Here is an 18,504-nt window from a genome sequence, read left to right on the forward strand (position 1 = left end):
GTTACCAATCTTACCCTGAAAGGTTGAAGGGAAGGCAAGCCAGCGCCCACCTTTGGTTCGCAAGGGTTAGTGACATGGCAAAAAAAAACCGCTTCCGGTAAGGGAAGCGGTTTCATCTGCATCAGCGCGATCAGAACAACTTCAGCGCCGGTGCTTCTTCTTTCACCGGCTCGTTCTTGGCCGTCTGCTCGTTCCAGCCACCGCCGAGGGCCTTGTACAGGTTGACCTCGCTGGTCAGCTGCGCCAGGCGGTCGGTGATCAGCGATTGCTGGGCACTGAACAGTTGGCGCTGGGCGTCCAGGAAGGTCAGGTTACTGTCGACACCAATGCGGTAGCGACGCTCGGCCAGGCGGTAGTAATCCTGGTTGGCGGCGACGAAGCCACGTTGGGCGTCCAGTTGCTGCTTGTAGGTCTGACGCGCAGCGAGGCCGTCGGAGACTTCCTGGAAGCCGGTCTGGATCGCCTTCTCGTAGTTGGCCACGTTGATCTCTTTCTGGATCTTCGAGTAGTCCAGGCTGGCGCGCAGGCTACCGGCGTTGAAGATCGGGATGTTGATCTGCGGTGCGAACGACCAGGTGCCCGAGCCGCCCTTGAACAGGCCACCCAGGTTCGGGCTGGCGGTACCGGCGCTGGCGGTCAGGCTGATGCTCGGGAAGAACGCCGCGCGGGCCGCACCGATATTGGCGTTGGCGGCCTTGAGGTTGTACTCGGCCTGAACGATGTCGGGACGCCGTTGCAGCAGGTCCGACGGCAGGCCGGCGGGGACTTCGCTGAGCAGGTCATCGGACAGTGGCTTGCTGGCGATATTCGCCGGCAGGCCGGTGCCCAGCAGCAGGGTCAGGCTGTTTTCATCCTGGGCCACCTGGCGCGTATAGCGGGCAAGCTGCACCCGGGCGTTTTCCACCGAGGTGCGCGCCTGGCTGAGGTCGAGGGCCGAAGCCACGCCGACTTCGTTGCTGCGCGAGGTCAGCTTGAAGCTTTGCTCGAACGCGCCGAGCGTGTCCTGGGTCAGCTTGAGCAGTTCCTTGTCGGCCTGCCAGGTCAGGTAGGCATTGGCCACACTGGCCACCAGGCTGATCTGGGTGCTGCGCCGCGCTTCTTCGGTGGCGAAGTACTTCTGCAATGCTTCTTCGCTCAGGCTGCGCACGCGACCAAACAGGTCCAGCTCATAAGCGCTGATCCCCAGGCCCGCCGAGTATTGGCTGGAGATGCTCGATTCGCCGGTCTGCGACAACCGCGCCGGAGTACGCGAGCGGCTGCCGCTGCCGGTGGCCGAGACGGCCGGGAACAGGTCGGCACGCTGGATCTGGTACTGCGCCGCATAAGCGTCGATGTTCAGGGCCGCGACGCGCAGGTCACGGTTGTTCACCAGCGCGGTCTGGATCAGTTGCTGCAGGGCAGGGTCATGGAAAAACTGCTTCCAGCCCTGCTCGGCGGCAGCCTGGCCCGGCGCCTGGGCCGACGAGTACGCCGGCCCCTGCGGGAACTGCGCCGCTACCGGCGCTTCGGGGCGCTGGTAGTCAGGGATAAGCGAGCAGCCACTGAGCACGAAGGCGGTGACGGCTAAGGAAAGTAGCGACTTGCTCATTGGCCAGCCTCTTTAGGAGTTTCAGTGGTGTGTTTCTTTTTGCGTTCGCCGGCCGAAGACACGGTTGCGTAGAACAGCGGCACCCAGAAGATCGCCAGAACCGTTGCGGTGATCATACCGCCGATCACACCGGTACCGATTGCATGCTGGCTGCCTGAGCCTGCGCCGCTGGAAATCGCCAGCGGCAGTACGCCGAGCACGAACGCCATGGACGTCATGATGATCGGGCGCAGACGCATGCGGGACGCCTCGATGGCCGCCTCGACAATGCCCTTGCCTTGCTCGTGCAACTCCTTGGCGAACTCCACGATCAGGATCGCGTTTTTCGCCGCCAGGCCCACCGTGACCAGCAAGCCCACCTGGAAGAACACGTCGTTGGACAAGCCGCGCATGCTGGTGGCGATCAGTGCACCGATCACACCCAGCGGTACCACCAGGATCACCGCAATCGGGATCGACCAGCTTTCATACAGTGCCGCGAGACACAGGAACACCACCAGCAGCGACAAGGCATACAACGCAGGTGCCTGGGAGCCGGACAGACGTTCTTCGTACGACAGGCCCGTCCAGGCATAGCCGACGCCGGCCGGCAGTTCCTTGGCAATGCGCTCGACTTCCGCCATTGCGTCACCGGTACTGTAGCCAGGCGCCGGGGTGCCGAGGATTTCCATGGCCGCTACACCGTTATAACGCGAGAGCTTGGGCGAGCCGTAGATCCACTTGCCCGACGAGATGGCCGACAGTGGCACCATCTTCCCGGAGTCGGCGCGCACGAACCATTTGTCCAGGTCTTCCGGCGACATACGGCTGGCCGCATCACCCTGCACATACACCTTCTTCACCCGACCACGGTCGATGAAGTCGTTGATGTAGCTGCCGCCCAGCGCGATGGCCAGGGTCTGCTGGATGTCCGACAGGCTGATGCCCTGGGCGCTGGCTTTCTCGTCATCGACGGTCAGTTCGTACTGCGGCTCATCGTTCACGCCGTTGGGGCGCACGCCTGCCAGTATCTTGCTTTGGGCCGCCGCACCGAGGAACTGGTTACGCGCTGCCATCAGCTTGTCGTGGCCGACGCCACCCTGGTCTTGCAGGAACACGTCGAAGCCGGTGGCGTTACCCAGTTCCAGAACCGAAGGCGGCACGATGGCAAATACCATGGCGTCCTTGAAGGCCCCGAAGAAGTAACCCTGGGCCCGCTTGGCCACTTCGAATACCGACTGCGACGAATCACGCTCGTCCCACGGCTTGAGCATCACGAATGCAAGGCCCGAGCTCTGGCCGCGACCGGCGAAGTTGAAACCGTTCACGGTAAATACCGACTTCACGGCCTTGCCTTCGCCTGGCTCGCCTTCCTTGTCATGCAGCAGGAAGGCGCGCATGTCGTCGATGACTTTTTGCGTACGCTCGGCCGAGGCGCCCACGGGGGTCTGTACCTGGGCAAAGATCACGCCCTGGTCTTCTTCAGGCAGGAACGCGCTCGGGATACGGGTGAACATCCAGATCATGCCGGCCAGGATCAGCGCATACACGATGAAAGCCGGGATCTTGTGCTTGATCATCCCGCCCACGCCGCGCTCGTACTTGAGTACGCCGCTGTCGAAGGTGCGGTTGAACCAGCCGAAGAAGCCGCGCTTGGGTTGGCCGTGCTTTTCCGGATCGATCGCCTTGAGCATGGTGGCGCACAGGGCCGGGGTGAAGATCAGGGCAACCAGTACCGACAACGCCATCGCCGACACAATGGTGATGGAGAACTGACGGTAGATCACGCCGGTGGAGCCGCCGAAGAAGGCCATCGGCAGCAATACCGCCGAGAGTACCAGGGCAATACCCACCAGGGCGCCCTGGATCTGGCCCATGGACTTGATGGTCGCTTCCTTGGGCGACAGGTGCTCCTCGGCCATGACCCGTTCGACGTTTTCCACCACGACGATGGCATCGTCCACCAGCAAGCCGATGGCCAGGATCATGCCGAACATGGTCAGGGTGTTGATGGTGAAACCGAACGCCGCCAGGATCCCGAACGTACCCAGCAATACCACCGGTACGGTCATGGTGGTGATGATGGTGGCGCGGAAGTTCTGCAGGAACAGGAACATCACCAGGAACACCAGCACGATCGCTTCGACCAGGGTGTGAACCACACCGGAGATCGACTCGGTCACTACCGGGGTCGTGTCGTACGGCACCACGGCTTTCATGCCGGGCGGGAAGAACGGTTCCAGGGACGCCACGGTGGCGCGGATCGCTTTACCGGTGTCCAGGGCGTTCGCCCCGGCGGCCAGCTTGATCGCCATACCGGACGCCGGCTTACCGTTGAATTGCGCGCTGATGCTGTAGTTCTGGCCGCCCAGTTCAATACGCGAAACGTCGCCCAGTCGCACTTGCGAGCCGTCGGGATTCACTTTCATCAGGATCTTGGCGAATTCTTCGGCGCTTTGCAGACGCGTCTTGCCGATGATGGTGGCGTTCAATTGAGTGCCGGGCAGGGCAGGCAGACCGCCCAGTTGGCCGGTGGCCACCTGCACGTTCTGGGCCTTGATGGCATTGCTGACATCCACCGGGGTGAGCTGGAAGTTGTTCAGCTTGGCCGGGTCGAGCCAGATACGCATGGCGTACTGCGAACCGAAGACCTGGAAGTCACCCACACCCGAGGTACGGGAAATCGGGTCCTGGATGTTGGACACGATGTAGTTGGAGAGGTCGTCCTTGGTCATGCTGCCGTCTTCCGACACCAGACCGATCACCATCAGGAAGTTCTTCACCGACTTGGTCACGCGGATACCCTGCTGCTGCACTTCCTGCGGCAGCAGTGGGGTCGCCAGGTTCAGCTTGTTCTGCACCTGAACCTGGGCGATGTCCGGGTTGGTACCCTGGTTGAACGTCGCGGTAATAGTCATGCTGCCGTCGGAGTTACTGTCCGAGGCCACATAGCGCAGGTTGTCGATACCATTGAGTTGTTGCTCGATCACCTGCACCACGGTGTCCTGCACGGTTTGTGCGGACGCGCCTGGGTAGGTCACCTGGATATCAATGGCGGTTGGCGCGATGGCCGGGTATTGGTTGATGGGCAGCTTCAGGATCGACAGTGCCCCGACCAGCATGATCACCAGGGCAATTACCCAGGCGAAAATGGGACGGTCGATAAAAAATTTCGACATGGATTACTCCCCTTTGCCGGCAGCGGCAGCAGGAGCGGCAGAACCGGCGGGCTTGGCGTTGCCGGCTTCGGTGACTTTCACCTCGGCGCCCGGCTTGACGTACTGCAAGCCTTCGGTGATGACGCGATCGCCCGCGTTGAGGCCTTTCTCCACCAGCCAATAGGCGCCGGCGGTACGGTTGGCCACCAGTTCACGCTGCTCGACCTTGTTGTCGGCGTTGACGATCAGGGCCGTCGGAGTGCCCTTGAGGTCACGGGTCACGCCCTGTTGCGGCGCGAGAATGGCCTTGCTGTTCACACCGGCTTGCAGTTGGGCGTGCACGAACATACCCGGCAGCAGCACATGGTTGGGGTTGGGGAACACGGCGCGCAGGGTCACGGAACCGGTGGTCTGGTCGACCGACACTTCAGAGAACTCCAGTTTGCCTTGCTGGCCGTAGTCGCTGCCGTCTTCCAGGGTCAGCTTGACCATGGCGGCGTTGTCGCCGGATTTTTGCAGTTGGCCGCTTTCCAGGTCACGACGCAGTTTCAGCATTTCGGCCGAGGACTGGGTGACGTCAACGTAGATCGGGTCCAACTGCTGGATCACAGCCATGGCATCGGCCTGGCCGTTGCTGACCAGTGCGCCTTCGGTGACCGCGGAACGGCCGATGCGCCCGGAGATCGGCGCGAACACTTTGGTGTAGCGCACATTGATCTGCGCATTCTGCAGGTCGGCCTCGGCCGTCATGCGGTTGGCGACGGCGGTGTCGTATTCCTGGCGGCTGACGGCTTGCTCATCGACCAGTTGCTTGTAGCGATCGGTGATCGATTTGGTCTGCGTCAGCTTGGCCTGGGCGCTCTTGAGCGTGGCTTCATACACCGATGGATCGATCTGGTAGAGCTGCTGCCCTTCCTTCACGTCGGCGCCTTCCTTGAACAGGCGCTTGAGAATGATGCCGTTCACCTGCGGGCGCACTTCGGCAATGCGGAAGGCCGTGGTGCGGCCCGGCAGCTCGGTGGTCAGGGTAAAGGCTTGCGGTTGAATGGTGACCACGCCGACCTGAGGGGTTTGAGCGGGCGGAGCCGCTTCTTCCTTTTTACATCCGCTGAGCAGCGATGCCAGGGCGACGGCAGTGACCAGAGCGGTAACAGCTGGCTTAAGTTGCATGAAGATCCTCGGGTCAGGCGCGCAGAGTGCGCACAAGAAGTGTGGAAGGGTAAAAAACAAGCCGTGAGTAGATAAGTAGCTTGCTACGCAATATACTTACGTTCATGGTTGTTTGTAAACTCTTGACAGGCAGGGCGGAATGTTGACAAAGCAGCGCCCAAAGCCTCGATTTTAGTACGTTCGGCGCCCATGACGGTGTCGTCCCACAATTATTCAGATGATCGTTCACGCCTATTAACGTTGCGTTAACGATAGTCCCCAGTGTTCTGATTGAGGTTTTACTGCCATGGTTCGTCGCACCAAAGAGGAAGCTCAGGAAACGCGCAGCCAGATCCTCCAAGCCGCCGAGCAAGCCTTTTATGAACGTGGCGTTGCACGGACCACGCTGGCGGACATCGCCGCCCTGGCCGGCGTGACGCGCGGTGCCATCTACTGGCATTTCAGTAACAAGTCCGATTTGCTGCAAGCCCTGCTCGACACGCTGCACGAACCCCTGGATGAATTGGCCCGGGCGAGTGAAAGCGAGGATGAAGTCGATCCGTTGGGGTGCATGCGCAAACTGCTGATTCATCTCTATCATCAAGTGGCCCTGGACCCGAAAACCCGGCGCATCAACGAGATCCTGTTTCATAAGTGCGAGTTCACCGATGAAATGTGTGACATGCGCCGCCAGCGCCAGGCCCATAGCCTGGAGTGCAACCTGCGTATCGGCCTGACGTTGCGTAACGCGGTGCATCGCGGGCAATTACCGGAAAGCCTTGATACCAACCGTGCTGCGGTGTGCATTCATGCCTACATCCACGGCCTTATCGGCCAGTGGCTGCTGGTGCCTGAAAGCTTTCAACTGCATCAGGACGCCGAGCGCTGGGTGGACGCGGGGCTGGACATGCTGCGCCTGAGTCCGAGCCTGCGCAATTGAGACAAAATGCGTAATTGCGACCAGTTGTGTCAACAGTAAAGCCCAAGGACGGTCAATCGTCCTTTTGCCTGATTTGTGGGGTGACTTTATATACGGGCTGGCGGGCGGTTGATAGGTAGCCGCCTAAGTATTTTGTAGCGATATTGTTGCGGTTCTGTGAAGTGATGTTTCCAAGACGAAACATGCGGTCAAAAATGTAGGAGGGGGCTTGCTCCCGATAGCAGTGTGTCAGTCACTGATGTGTTGACTGAAGCTCCTCTATCGGGAGCAAGCCCCCTCCCACATTGCTTTGTGTTTCGGTCAGTTAGATCGGCAGCGTCGGATAATCGATATAACCCACCGGGCCTTTGCCATAGAAGGTTTCCGGGTGCGGCTCGTTCAGCGGCGCATCGGCCTTCAGGCGTGCCGGCAGGTCCGGGTTGGCAATGAACGGGATGCCGAAGGCCACCGCATCGGCCTTGCCGGCGGCCAGCCAGGCGTTGGCGCTGTCTTTGGTGAAGCGTTCGTTGGCGATGTACATGCCGCCGAAGGCTTTTTTCAGTTGCGGGCCGAGGCTGTCGGCGCCTTCTTTTTCACGGGAACAGATGAAGGCGATGCCACGTTTGCCCAGTTCGCTGGCGACGTAGGTGAAGGTTTCCGCCAGGTTGTCATCGCCCATGTCGTGGGCGTCGGCACGCGGTGCCAGGTGCACGCCCACGCGGCCGGCGCCCCAGACTTCGATGGCGGCGTCGGTCACTTCCAGCAACAGGCGCGCACGGTTTTCCAGGGAGCCGCCGTATTGGTCGGTGCGCTGGTTGGTGCTGCTTTGCAGGAACTGGTCGAGCAGGTAGCCGTTGGCACCGTGGATTTCCACGCCGTCGAAACCGGCCGCCTTGGCGTTTTCGGCGCCGGTGCGGTAAGCGTCGATGATGTCGGCGATTTCAGCGGTTTCCAGGGCGCGCGGGGTGGGGTAGTCGGCCAGCGGGCGCACCAGGCTGACGTGGCCTTTGGCCTGGACCGCGCTCGGTGCCACCGGGGCCTCGCCATTGAGGTATGACTCATGGGAGATGCGGCCGACGTGCCACAGTTGCAGGAAGATCTTGCCGCCTGCGCCGTGCACGGCCTTGGTGATGTTGGCCCAGCCGCGCACCTGGTCGTTGGACCAGATGCCCGGCGTGTCCGGGTAACCCACGCCCATTGGCGTCACGGAGGTGGCTTCGCTGAGGATCAGCCCGGCGGATGCGCGCTGCACATAATACTCGGCCATCAGCGCATTGGGCACGCGGCCGGCGTCGGCACGGCAGCGGGTCAGCGGCGCCATGATGATGCGGTTCGACAGTTCCAGGTCGCCCAGTTTTATCGGATCAAAAATAGTCGTCATGGGAAAGTACCTTCTCTTCAAGTTGATCAGTTGGTCGCGGGGGCCAGGTCGGCATTGCCGTTCTGGCGGAAAGTAATCAGGGTCACCAGCAGCGCGAAAATCATGAGCAATGAGAGCGGCATTTGCGGCTCCTTATTGCGGCGCAGGGGCGCTGAGTTCGCTGATGAGCGCTGCGAGGAAGGCTTGGATCGTTTCTTCGTTGCGTCTGAAAAAGTGCCACTGTCCGGCTTTCTGGCTGGTGATCAGGCCCGCCCGTTGCAAGGTCGCCAAGTGGGCCGACACGGTCGACTGGGACAAGCCGCAGCGCTGGTCGATCTGCCCGGCGCAGATGCCGTATTCGTGGTTGTGCAGTTGTTCGGGAAACTGCACTTTCGGGTCTTTCAGCCAGGTAAGGATGTCTCGTCGTACTGGGTGGGCCAGGGCTTTTATTATTTCGTCGAGGTCGATGGACATGGCAGGGGCTCGGTGTCGTAAAACGTTATATCGCGATGAGGCGAACTTTAAATCGTAATATCCCGATATACAAATATGATTTTGATCTGATATCTGCACGAATCGGTATATCGGGTTATAACGATATGTTGGTCGCAGTGGTAGACTGCGCGCCATGAATTATCTCGCACATCTGCACCTGGGCGGCCAACTGCCTGCGCAATTGCTGGGCAGCCTGTATGGCGACTTCGTCAAGGGCCGCCTGCAGGGCCAGTTCAACCCGCAAATCGAAGCGGCGATCCAGTTGCATCGCTCCATTGACCGGTTCACGGACAGCCACCCGTTGGTAGGGGCTGCGTTGTCGCGCTTCAGCCTGACCCGCAGGCGCTATGCCGGGATCGTGCTCGATGTGTTTTTCGACCATTGCCTGGCGCGGGATTGGGCGCTGTATGCCGATCAGCCGCTGGAACGCTTCACCGCACAGGTGTACCGCGTGCTCGCCGCAGAATCTGCGTTGCCGGGGCGGCTGGCGCTGATTGCGCCGTATATGGCGGCGGATGACTGGCTGGGGTCTTATCGTGAGTTTGCGGTGATGGAGCCGGTGCTGCGCGGGATTTCGCGGCGGCTGACGGACCCAGAGGCGCTGGGATTTGCGATGCAGGAGTTGCGCGAGCTCTATGAGCCTTTGAGTGAGGATTTCCGGGTTTTCTACCCCGAATTACAGAGCTTTGCACGTATCCAGCTGACCACTGAGGTCTAAATGTGGAAGGGGGCTTGCCCCCGATGGCGGTGTGTCAGTCACTGTATGTAGTGACTGAATCACTGCTATCGGGGGCAAGCCCCCTCCCACATTTGGAGTGTATTCACAGCATTCAGGCGGCAAACGCTGGTCGCACATGCGCCTGCTCACTCTCCGGCAACGGCCCGAACAAGGCCTTCTGCACCGCCTGCTGCGCCTGATACGCCAGTGCCGCGCGCTCCTGCCCGGCGCAGGCAATCGGCTTGAGCAGATGAATCTCCACATCGCCCTGGTCATTGGCGAACAGCCGCATCAGGTGCGACAGCAAGTCATCATCGCCGATGAACGGCGCCAGTGAGTCCACCTGACCGTCGCGCAGATACCGTATCGCCACCGGTTGCAGCGACACATCCGCATCGATCGCACTGGCCAGCAAGCGCCCGTGAAACGTGCGCAGGCTGCGTCCGTCGGTGGTGGTGCCTTCCGGAAACATCAGCAGCGGGTGATGTTGTTCCAGATGACGGGTCATCTGCTTGCGGATCAACTGGCTGTCGCCCGAACCGCGACGAATGAACAGGCTGCCGGCCTTGGCCGCCAACCACCCGGCCACCGGCCAGGTGCGCACTTCGGCTTTGGACAGAAACGACAGTGGCGTGACCATGCCCAGCAGCGGAATATCCGTCCAGGACACATGATTGCTCACCCACAGCATCGGCGTTTGCGGCAGCTCGCCGTGCACCGTCACGCGAAAGGGCAGGGCATTGGTCAGCCGGGCCATGAAGAACCGCGACCACCGCTGGCGCCGCACCATTGAGTTGGCCACCCCCAGGCGCTCGAACAGGCCAAACACACTGGCCATGCTCAGGCCCAGCGCCACCACCAGCAGGACGCGGGCAATGCGCCCGTACACGCGCAGGCGATCCATCACATCGCCGCCTTGAAGTGGCGTGCGTAGCGCGGGCACAGCTGATCGCGCTTGAGCAGGATGAACACATCGGCCACCTGGAAATCTTCGTCCCAGCACGGTTCGCCGCAGATCTTCGCGCCCAGGCGCATATAGGCCTTGAGCAGCGGCGGCATTTCGGCGATGACGTTGGAGGGCAGGTCCAGGGCCGGCAGGGGTTTCTTCGGTTCGGCGCGCAGGTGCTCGTTGCACAGGTAGCGCTCGCGCAGACGCTGCATGATCGCGTGGGCCTGGATGCCGCCATCGTGCATGGGGATACTCGCGCAGCCCATCAGGTAGCTGTAGCCACCCTGGTTGAGTACCTCGGCCAACTCCCCCCACAACACCGCGATGGTGCCGCCGTTGCGATAGGCCGGGTCGACGCAGGTGCGGCCGATTTCCAGGATCGGGCCCTGCAAGTGCAGCAAGCCATGCAGGCTGAACTCTTCCTCGCTGTAGAACCGGCCCAGGGTGCTGGCGGCCTGGTGGTCGAGCAAACGCGTGGTAGCGACGAGCCGACCGCTGTTCAAATCCCGCACGCCAATGTGGCTGCAGTGAACATCATAGTCATCCATGTCCAGACCCAGTTCCGCGCCTTTCAGCTTGGCGTTGAACTCGCCGCTGAACACGTTGAACCGCAGGGCCTGGGCTTCCTGCAAGGCCTGTGCGCCTACCAGGCGTTCGGCTTGCAGGCGGCGTTCATTGCCTTTGTCGCTGATGCGGGCGATCTGAGTCATAGCGAGTCTCCGAGTGCCGGCCAGGTTGTACGGCCAGTCGACTTTGTTGTCCAAAGTCAGGCTATGTAGCCTCGGTGTCATCTCCATGAAGTTACGGTGACGGTTGGGTGACAAGCCTCATGTCGCAAATCTGTCATGGGCCTGCGCTAGGCTCGCGGGCTTGAATGCCCCCCTTGAGTTTGTGCCCATGGTCCGAGGCCTGTTGTGCGTTGTTGTGCTGTTCGTCACCGTTACTGCCCGCGCCGAAGTCTGGCCCGAAAAGGAGTGGGCCCTGGGCACACCCCTGGCAGGTCCCGCCTTCGATGCGCTGAACGCCTACGCTTTCCCGCCCCGTGACGACACCACCCGCCAAGGCATTCGCACCGACGCGCTGCTGGTTATTCGTGACGGCGTGATCATCTATGAACGCTACGCCGCACCCACCACCGTCAGCACCCCGCACCTGACCTGGTCGGTGAGCAAAAGCCTGATGGCCACGGTGCTCGGCGTGGCCTACGGTGAAGGGCGCTTCAAGCTCACCGACCCCGTCGCGCGCTTCTATTCGCCGATGAAACAGCACCCCAAGGTCAGCATGGCCGACTTGCTGCATTGGGCTTCGGGGTTGGATTGGCAGGAGGACTATGAATACGCCCCGTTGAAGTCTTCTGTCGTGGCGATGCTTTACACCCGTGGGCGTGGGGATATGGCGCAATTTGCCGCCGATACCGAGGCAGCCGCCGAACCCGGCCAGGCGTTTCGCTATTCCAGCGGCGACAGCAACATTCTGTCCGCTGCGCTTAAAGGGATGCTCGGCCACAAGGCGTACATGAGCTATCCGTGGGATGCGCTGTTCAAGCCATTGGGCATTCGCAACGCGACGTGGGAAACCGATGCCGACGAAACCTTCGTCGCCTCGTCCTACGCCTACCTCACCGCTCGCGACCTGGCGCGGGTCGGCTTGCTGATGGCCCGGGACGGACGCTGGGGTGAGCAACAGTTGCTGCCCAAAGCGTGGGTGGCCTTCAATCGGCAGCCATTCGACAAATACAAAGCGGGCCAGGATGACGCTGTGCCCGGCGGCCAATGGTGGCTCAACAAGGGCGCGCCCCAGCCCTGGCCCGACGCGCCGGCCGACACCTTCGCTGCACTGGGGCATTGGGGCCAGGCACTGTTTGTGCTGCCCGACGAACACCTGGTGATCGTGCGCTACGGCGATGACCGCGACGGCAGCTACCGGCATAACGAACTGCTCAAGCGCGTGCTGGCGGCGGTGCGGTCATGATCCGCCGTCATCCGTTTGTCAGCGTTTTGCTGGTGCTCCTGCTCGCAGTGTTGGGCTGGATCTGGCACGAGCGCGTCAACCTGCAAGCCTTCCCCGACATCATCGCGGCGTACACGGCCAAGGAGTATTGCTCGTGCCGGTACGTGCAGAACAACCCGGCGCAGTATTGCCTGGGGTATGTGAAGCAGTACGTGCCGACCAGTGCGTTTACCGACACGCCGGAACGCAGTGAAGTGACGGCGAGTGGGTTGGGGCGTACGCACACGGCGCGATGGTTAGGTGATCGCCAAGGCTGCCGCCTCAACCCCTGACACACCAAAAATTCTCTGTGGGAGGGGGCTTGCCCCCGATGGCAGAGTGTCAGTCACTGGATGTGTTGCTGATCCAGTCATCGGGGGCAAGCCCCCTCCCACATTGGATTTGCGCCGCTTGGGAGATTGCGCTTAAGGTTCGCTCAGGTTTTTCCCCGCGAGTCTTCAATGTCAATCAAACCCTTGGCCTTCGCCCTCTTGGCCGCCGCAGCCGTGCCTGCCCACGCCGACTGGTACCTGGATAACGAATCCTCACGCCTGTCCTTTGTCACCACCAAAAATACCGAGATTGCAGAAGTGCACCGCTTCCTGGTGCTGCACGGCAAGGTCGACGGCCAGGGCGCGGCCCAGGTGCAGGTGGAGCTGGAGTCGATCAACAGTGGTATCCCGCTGCGTGACGAGCGCATGCGTAAGGAGCTGTTTCAGATCAAGCAGTTTCCCGAAGCGTTGATCAGCACGCAGATCAACCTGCAACCGATCAATGACTTGGCGTCCGGCGCGCAATTGGAATTGCGCCTGCCGCTGAGCATTACCTTGCATGGTAAGACCCATACCTACAACGCCGAGCTGTTGGCCACGCGTCTGGATGACCGGCGCTTTCAGGTCGTGACCCTGGAGCCGGTGGTGGTGCGCGCCGAAGATTTCGAGCTGCAACCGGGTGTGGCCGCGTTGCGCAAGGCGGCGGGGTTGAAGTCGATCAGTTTGTCGGTGCCGGTGGGTGCGGTACTGATCTTCACGGCGCGCTGACATGGGCGGCGCGGTGTTCCCGTGGCGCAGCGCCAACCGTTTCGAGCTGTTGATCGACGGACCGAATTTTTTCCCGCAGATGCTGGTGGGCATCGCCCGCGCCGAGCGGCAGGTGGATCTGGAGTTGTATTTGGTGGAAGCCGGGGCCTGTGCAGAAGCGATGGTGCAGGCCCTGGTGCTCGCGGCCGAGCGCGGGGTGCAGGTGCGCTGCCTGTTCGATGATTACGGCAGCCTGGCGTTTACCCTCGGGCTGCGCAAGCGCTTGACCGACGCGGGTGTGCAGCTGCGGTTCTACAATCGCCTGAGCTGGCGACGCTGGATGCGCAACCTGTACCGCGACCACCGCAAGCTGTTGCTGATTGACCAGGACGTCGCGGTGATCGGCGGGACCGGCGTTACCGATGAGTTCTGGACGCCGGGGCAAGATACGGCCGACTGGCATGAAGTGATGGTGCAGATCAACGGCCCGCTGGTGCTGGACTGGCAGGCCTTGTTCGACCGCCAGTGGCACGCCAACGCGGCACGTCGAGAGTGGAAACCGGCGACCCATTTCGGTTTGCCGCGCTTGCCCAAGGTGCCTGCCACCGGGCCGGGGCTTGGTCGCGTGGCGTATGCCGACGCCCGTCAGCATCGTGATATTTTGCAATCGCTGATTCGCGCCCTGAACAGCAGCAAGGCCCGTATCTGGCTGGCGACGCCCTACTTTCTGCCCACCTGGAGCGTGCGCCGCGCCTTGCGCCGGGCGGCCGGGCGCGGTGTGGATGTGCGTTTGCTGCTCACCGGCCCGCGTACCGATCACCCGTCGGTGCGCTACGCCGGGCATCGCTATTACCCGCGTCTGCTGCGTTCAGGCGTGCAGATATTTGAATACCAGCCGTGCTTTTTGCACCTGAAGATGGTGCTGGTGGATGACTGGGTCAGTATTGGCTCGTGCAATTTCGACCACTGGAATCTGCGCTTCAATCTGGAAGCCAACCTGGAAGCGCTGGACCCTGAATTGACGCAGGCGGTGGCGGGCAGTTTCGAGCGTGATTTTGCGCAAAGCCAGGCGGTGAGCCTGGAGGCGTGGAAAGCGCGGCCATTGTGGCGGCGGGTGAAGCAGCGGGTGTGGGGCTGGATTGATCGGTTGGTGGTGAATCTGCTGGACCGGCGCGGCTAGTTGTATCACCTCAATCAAATGTAGGAGCGAGCTTGCTCGCGAAAAACTCACAAACGCCGCGTTCATTCAGAAAGCCCGCGTTATCGTTGACGTTTTTCGCGAGCAAGCTCGCTCCTACATACAGCTTTAAGGATCGTTCCCACGCTCTGCGTGGGAATGCATACCGTGACGCAGAGCGTCCAGGGCGGCGTTCCCACGCAGAGCGTGGGAACGATCAGTTACAGCAGTTCAAAGCTCTGCTGCTGCACATCCTGGGAATCCAGCCCGATCTGTACATTGAACTCTCCCGGCTCTGCGGCGAATTTGAGCTGGGCGTTGTAGAACTTCAAGTCTTCCTCGGTAATGGTGAAGTGCAAGGTGCGTTCTTCACCCGCCTTGAGCATGACCTTCTGGAAGTTCTTCAGCTCTTTCACCGGCCGGATCATTGAGCCGGCCACGTCCTGGATATACAGCTGCACCACGGTTTCGCCATCGACCTTGCCGGTATTCTTCACCGTGACGCTGGCGTCGAGCTTGCCGGTCTTGTTCAGGGTGGTGGACGACAGTGCCATGTCCGACAGGCCGAATGTGCTGTAGCTCAGGCCATAGCCAAACGGGAACAGGGGCCCGGTGGTGTCATCGAAGTACTGCGAGGTGTAGTTGCCCGGCTTGCCCGGCGTGAACGGCCGGCCGATGCTCAGGTGGTTGTAGTAGGTGGGAATCTGCCCCACGGAGCGTGGGAAAGTGATCGGCAGCTTGCCCGACGGGTTGTAGTCACCGAACAGCACGTCGGCGATGGCGTTGCCGCCTTCGGTCCCGGAGAACCAGGTTTCCAGGATCGCGTCAGCCTGTTGGTTCTCTTCGAGAATCGACAGCGGCCGGCCGTTCATCAGCACCAGCACCAACGGCTTGCCGGTGGCCTTGAGGGCCTTGATCAGGTCGCGCTGGCTTTGCGGGATGTTCAGGTCGGTGCGGCTCGACGACTCGTGGGACATGCCACGGGACTCGCCCACGGCCGCGACGATCACGTCAGCATTCTGCGCAGCCTTCACCGCCTCATCGATCAGCACCTGGGCCGGGCGCGGGTCATCCACCACTTCCGGGGCATCGAAGTTGAGGAAGTTGAGGTAGTCGAGCACCGCCTTGTCGCCGGTGATGTTGGCGCCGCGGGCATAGAGGATCTTGCCCTTTTCTCCGATCACGGCGTTCATGCCGTCAAGCAGGGTCACCGACTGTTCCGGCTTGCCGGCCGCCGCCCAGCTGCCCATCATGTCGATCGGGGCCTTGGCCAGCGGGCCAACGAGGGCGATGGTCGCGGATTTTTTCAGGGGCAGGGTCTGGTTGTGGTTCTTCAGCAACACCAGGCTGCGGCGCGCAATGTCGCGGGCATCGGCACGGTGCAGGCGGCTGTCGGCATAGGTGTCGGCCGGGTCGTCCTCGGCCTTGCCGATGCGCAGGTACGGGTCTTTGAACAGGCCCATGTCGTACTTGGCCCCGAGCACTTCGCGCACGGCATTGTCGATGTCGCTCTGTTCGATCTCGCCGGACTTGAGCAGCCCCGGCAGTTCCTTGCCGTACAACGTGTCGTTCATGCTCATGTCGATGCCGGCCTTGATCGCCAGCCTGGCGGCTTCACGCCCGTCCCTGGCCACGCCGTGCTTGATCAGTTCGAAGATCGCGCCGTGGTCGCTCACGGCCAGGCCCTTGAAGCCCCAGTCCTTGCGCAACAGGTCGTTCATCAGCCAGGTGTTGGCGGTGGCGGGTACGCCGTTGATCGAGTTGAGCGCCACCATCACGCCACCTGAGCCGGCCTTGATCGCCGCGTGGTAGGGCGGCAGGTAGTCCTGGTACATCTTGACCGGGCTCATGTCGACCACGTTGTAGTCGCGGCCGCCTTCCACCGCGCCGTACAGGGCGAAGTGCTTGACGCTGGCCATGATGCTGTCGGCATTCGCGGCGCTGGCGCCCTGGAACGCCTTGACCATCACTTCGGCAATGCGCGACACCAGGTAGGTGTCTTCGCCGAAGCCTTCGGAGGTGCGGCCCCAGCGCGGGTCACGGGAGATGTCGACCATCGGCGCGAAGGTGATGTCGAGGCTGTCGGCGGCGGCTTCCTGGGCGGCGATGCGCCCGGAGCGGCCGATGGCGTCCATGTCCCAGCTGGAGGCGAGGGCCAGGCTGATCGGGAAAATCGTACGATGGCCGTGGATCACGTCGTAGGCGAAGAACATCGGGATCTTCAGGCGGCTGCGCATGGCCGCGTCCTGCATCGGACGGTTTTCCGGGCGGGTGATGGAGTTGAAGGTGCCGCCGATGCGGCCGGCGGCGATTTCCTTGCGGATCAGCTCGCGGGGCATTTCCGGGCCGATGCTGATCAGGCGCAGTTGGCCGATCTTTTCATCGAGGGTCATCTGCCTGAGCAGGTCGCTGACGAAGGCGTCCTTGTCTTTAAGCGCAGCAGGCTTTGTTTCTGCCCATACGGGGTGGCTGGCCAGAGTGGCGACAAGGCCGAGCAAACACAGCTTCTTCATGAATATCCTTTTTCGGCTCACTGCACAGCGGTCAGGCTGATCGGCCAAAATGACGGGAGCGTCTATTGTTGTTCGGGTGTTGTTCAGATAAATGCAGCACACTCTGAACTCTTTTTCGCGCTGGGCATCTTTGTAGCTGATTGGCTCGAAGCATTCCAGTGGTGGCGGATTATGCCCCAAGCGTGTGGTTTATAGGGTTAGTCATCACATTCCATCCAGATTGGGCAGGAGAAACACCATGCAAGCAGCACAAGGTTACCGCTGGGGCTTGAAAGCCGCGGCGCTGTTATTGATCAGCAGCGTGCTGAGCGGTTGCGGCATCAACAACATCCCGACCCTGGACGAACAGGCCAAGGCCGCCTGGGGCCAGGTGCAGAACCAGTACCAACGCCGTGCCGACCTGATTCCCAACCTGGTGGAAGTGGTCAAGGGCTACGCTGCCCATGAGCAGGACACGCTCACCGCCGTGATTGAAGCGCGGGCCAAGGCCACCTCGATCCAGGTGGATGCAAGCACCCTCGACAACCCGGAAAAACTCAAGCAGTTCCAGCAGGCCCAGGACGGCCTGAGCGGCGCACTCAGCCGTTTGATGGTGGTGTCCGAGCGCTATCCGGACCTGAAGGCCAACCAGAACTTCCTGGCCCTGCAATCGCAACTCGAGGGCACGGAAAACCGTATCGCCGTGGCCCGTCGCGACTTTATTCAGGCCGTGCAGACCTACAACACCGAGATCCGCACGTTCCCGGGTCGCCTGTGGCACAGCGTGATGTACAGCGACTTGCCGATCCGCGCCACGTTTGAAGCCACCAGTGCCGATGCCGATAAGGCGCCGCAGGTGAAGTTCAAATAACGCTGCCTTGAGGTGTCGATGCGTTTATTACGGATAGGCCTGGCGCTGTGGCTGCTGGGCTGCGTGGGCCTGGCCCAGGCGGCCCTGACCTTCCCGGCATTGACCGGGCGGGTGGTGGACAACGCCCAGATGATCGACCCGGCGGTGCGCGAGCACCTGACCCAGCAATTGCAGGCGCTGGAGCAGACCTCCGGTGACCAGATCGTGGTGGTCACCGTGCCCGACCTGCAGGGTGTGCCGATTGAGGACTACGGTTATCAATTGGGCCGCGCGTGGGGCATCGGCCAGAAGGGCAAGGACAACGGCGCGCTGTTGCTCGTGGCCCGCGACGAGCGAAAGTTGCGCATCGAAGTCGGCTACGGCCTGGAAGGTGTGCTGACGGATGCGCAGTCCTGGGTGATCATCAATCAGGTGATTGCGCCCAAGTTCAAGGTCGGCAATTTCAGCCAGGGTATCAGCGACGGTGTCGCGGCGATGATCCAGGTGGTGGGCGGTGAACCGCTGGCCGTGCCGGCCCACGTGGCGGATACGAATTTCGCCAAGGACAATCCCGGCTTTTCCATCGGTTTGTTCGTCCTGCTGATCGGCGTGTTGTGGCTGTGCAATCGCATGGGCCTGCCGGTGGGCGCGATCCTGCTGGC

The 18,504-nt window shown here is 61.7% G+C and carries 16 protein-coding genes; 8 read left to right on the forward strand and 8 right to left on the reverse strand.

Going from position 1 to position 18,504, the window contains the following annotated elements; genetic code table 11:
* Window positions 1-130: 130 nt before the first annotated feature.
* The 3 genes from adeC to BFP90_RS13930 are packed head-to-tail and all read right to left on the reverse strand — an operon-like array spanning window position 131 to window position 5,895.
* Window positions 131-1,588: an AdeC/AdeK/OprM family multidrug efflux complex outer membrane factor gene (adeC, locus tag BFP90_RS13920; RefSeq protein ID WP_065893429.1), complete on the reverse strand. Its 1,458-nt coding sequence runs from the start codon at window positions 1,586-1,588 to the stop codon at window positions 131-133.
* Entirely contained in the window at window positions 1,585-4,746 is a 3,162-nt protein-coding gene (locus BFP90_RS13925) for an efflux RND transporter permease subunit (RefSeq protein WP_065886173.1), read from the reverse strand. Before BFP90_RS13925 ends, adeC begins: the two co-directional genes overlap by 4 nt.
* A gap of 3 nt (window positions 4,747-4,749) precedes the next feature.
* Window positions 4,750-5,895, reverse strand: a complete 1,146-nt coding sequence (locus BFP90_RS13930) for an efflux RND transporter periplasmic adaptor subunit (RefSeq protein ID WP_065893430.1) — start codon at window positions 5,893-5,895, stop codon at window positions 4,750-4,752.
* A 286-nt stretch (window positions 5,896-6,181) separates the two neighbouring features.
* Between BFP90_RS13930 and BFP90_RS13935 the strand changes: the two genes are divergently transcribed.
* Complete coding sequence (locus BFP90_RS13935; protein ID WP_065886175.1) at window positions 6,182-6,814, forward strand: TetR family transcriptional regulator; 633 nt, start codon at window positions 6,182-6,184, stop codon at window positions 6,812-6,814.
* A 304-nt stretch (window positions 6,815-7,118) separates the two neighbouring features.
* Here the strand turns inward: BFP90_RS13935 and BFP90_RS13940 are convergent, their stop codons facing one another.
* Window positions 7,119-8,174, reverse strand: coding sequence for an alkene reductase (locus BFP90_RS13940; protein WP_065897033.1), 1,056 nt, complete (start codon window positions 8,172-8,174; stop codon window positions 7,119-7,121).
* A 132-nt stretch (window positions 8,175-8,306) separates the two neighbouring features.
* Window positions 8,307-8,627 (reverse strand): ArsR/SmtB family transcription factor, encoded by a 321-nt coding sequence (locus tag BFP90_RS13945; protein ID WP_065897035.1) that lies wholly within the window; start codon window positions 8,625-8,627, stop codon window positions 8,307-8,309.
* A gap of 154 nt (window positions 8,628-8,781) precedes the next feature.
* Between BFP90_RS13945 and BFP90_RS13950 the strand changes: the two genes are divergently transcribed.
* Window positions 8,782-9,366 carry an acyl carrier protein phosphodiesterase gene (locus BFP90_RS13950; protein ID WP_065897038.1) on the forward strand — a complete coding sequence of 195 codons (585 nt, stop codon included), beginning with the start codon at window positions 8,782-8,784 and terminating at the stop codon, window positions 9,364-9,366.
* Window positions 9,367-9,478: 112 nt separating this feature from the next.
* On the opposite strand, the gene BFP90_RS13955 is transcribed toward BFP90_RS13950, so the two are convergent.
* Both BFP90_RS13955 and olsB read right to left on the reverse strand, forming a co-directional pair.
* Window positions 9,479-10,270: a lysophospholipid acyltransferase family protein gene (locus BFP90_RS13955; RefSeq protein WP_065897040.1), complete on the reverse strand. Its 792-nt coding sequence runs from the start codon at window positions 10,268-10,270 to the stop codon at window positions 9,479-9,481.
* Window positions 10,270-11,025 carry an L-ornithine N(alpha)-acyltransferase gene (olsB, locus tag BFP90_RS13960; protein WP_065886188.1) on the reverse strand — a complete coding sequence of 252 codons (756 nt, stop codon included), beginning with the start codon at window positions 11,023-11,025 and terminating at the stop codon, window positions 10,270-10,272. Before olsB ends, BFP90_RS13955 begins: the two co-directional genes overlap by 1 nt.
* A gap of 187 nt (window positions 11,026-11,212) precedes the next feature.
* Here olsB and BFP90_RS13965 point away from each other — a divergent pair, with 187 nt between their 5' ends.
* From BFP90_RS13965 to BFP90_RS13980, 4 genes are all read left to right on the forward strand, one after another.
* Window positions 11,213-12,286: a serine hydrolase domain-containing protein gene (locus BFP90_RS13965; protein WP_065893435.1), complete on the forward strand. Its 1,074-nt coding sequence runs from the start codon at window positions 11,213-11,215 to the stop codon at window positions 12,284-12,286.
* Complete coding sequence (locus BFP90_RS13970) at window positions 12,283-12,597, forward strand: amidase (protein ID WP_065893436.1); 315 nt, start codon at window positions 12,283-12,285, stop codon at window positions 12,595-12,597. Before BFP90_RS13965 ends, BFP90_RS13970 begins: the two co-directional genes overlap by 4 nt.
* Window positions 12,598-12,765: 168 nt before the next feature.
* Window positions 12,766-13,344: a YceI family protein gene (locus BFP90_RS13975; RefSeq protein WP_065893437.1), complete on the forward strand. Its 579-nt coding sequence runs from the start codon at window positions 12,766-12,768 to the stop codon at window positions 13,342-13,344.
* 1 nt (window position 13,345) lies between these two features.
* Window positions 13,346-14,503 (forward strand): phospholipase D-like domain-containing protein, encoded by a 1,158-nt coding sequence (locus tag BFP90_RS13980; RefSeq protein WP_065897041.1) that lies wholly within the window; start codon window positions 13,346-13,348, stop codon window positions 14,501-14,503.
* A 218-nt stretch (window positions 14,504-14,721) separates the two neighbouring features.
* Here the strand turns inward: BFP90_RS13980 and bglX are convergent, their stop codons facing one another.
* Entirely contained in the window at window positions 14,722-17,013 is a 2,292-nt protein-coding gene (gene bglX / locus BFP90_RS13985; RefSeq protein WP_065897043.1) for a beta-glucosidase BglX, read from the reverse strand.
* A gap of 238 nt (window positions 17,014-17,251) precedes the next feature.
* On the opposite strand from bglX, the gene BFP90_RS13990 reads away from it, so the two are divergent.
* A complete protein-coding gene (locus BFP90_RS13990) occupies window positions 17,252-17,863 on the forward strand; it encodes a LemA family protein (protein WP_065886194.1) in 612 nt (203 codons plus the stop codon).
* A gap of 18 nt (window positions 17,864-17,881) precedes the next feature.
* A partial coding sequence (locus BFP90_RS13995) for a TPM domain-containing protein (protein ID WP_065897044.1) occupies window positions 17,882-18,504 on the forward strand: 623 nt, incomplete at its 3' end.

Source organism: Pseudomonas sp. 24 E 13 (assembly GCF_900004715.1).
Taxonomy (GTDB): domain Bacteria; phylum Pseudomonadota; class Gammaproteobacteria; order Pseudomonadales; family Pseudomonadaceae; genus Aquipseudomonas; species Aquipseudomonas orientalis_A.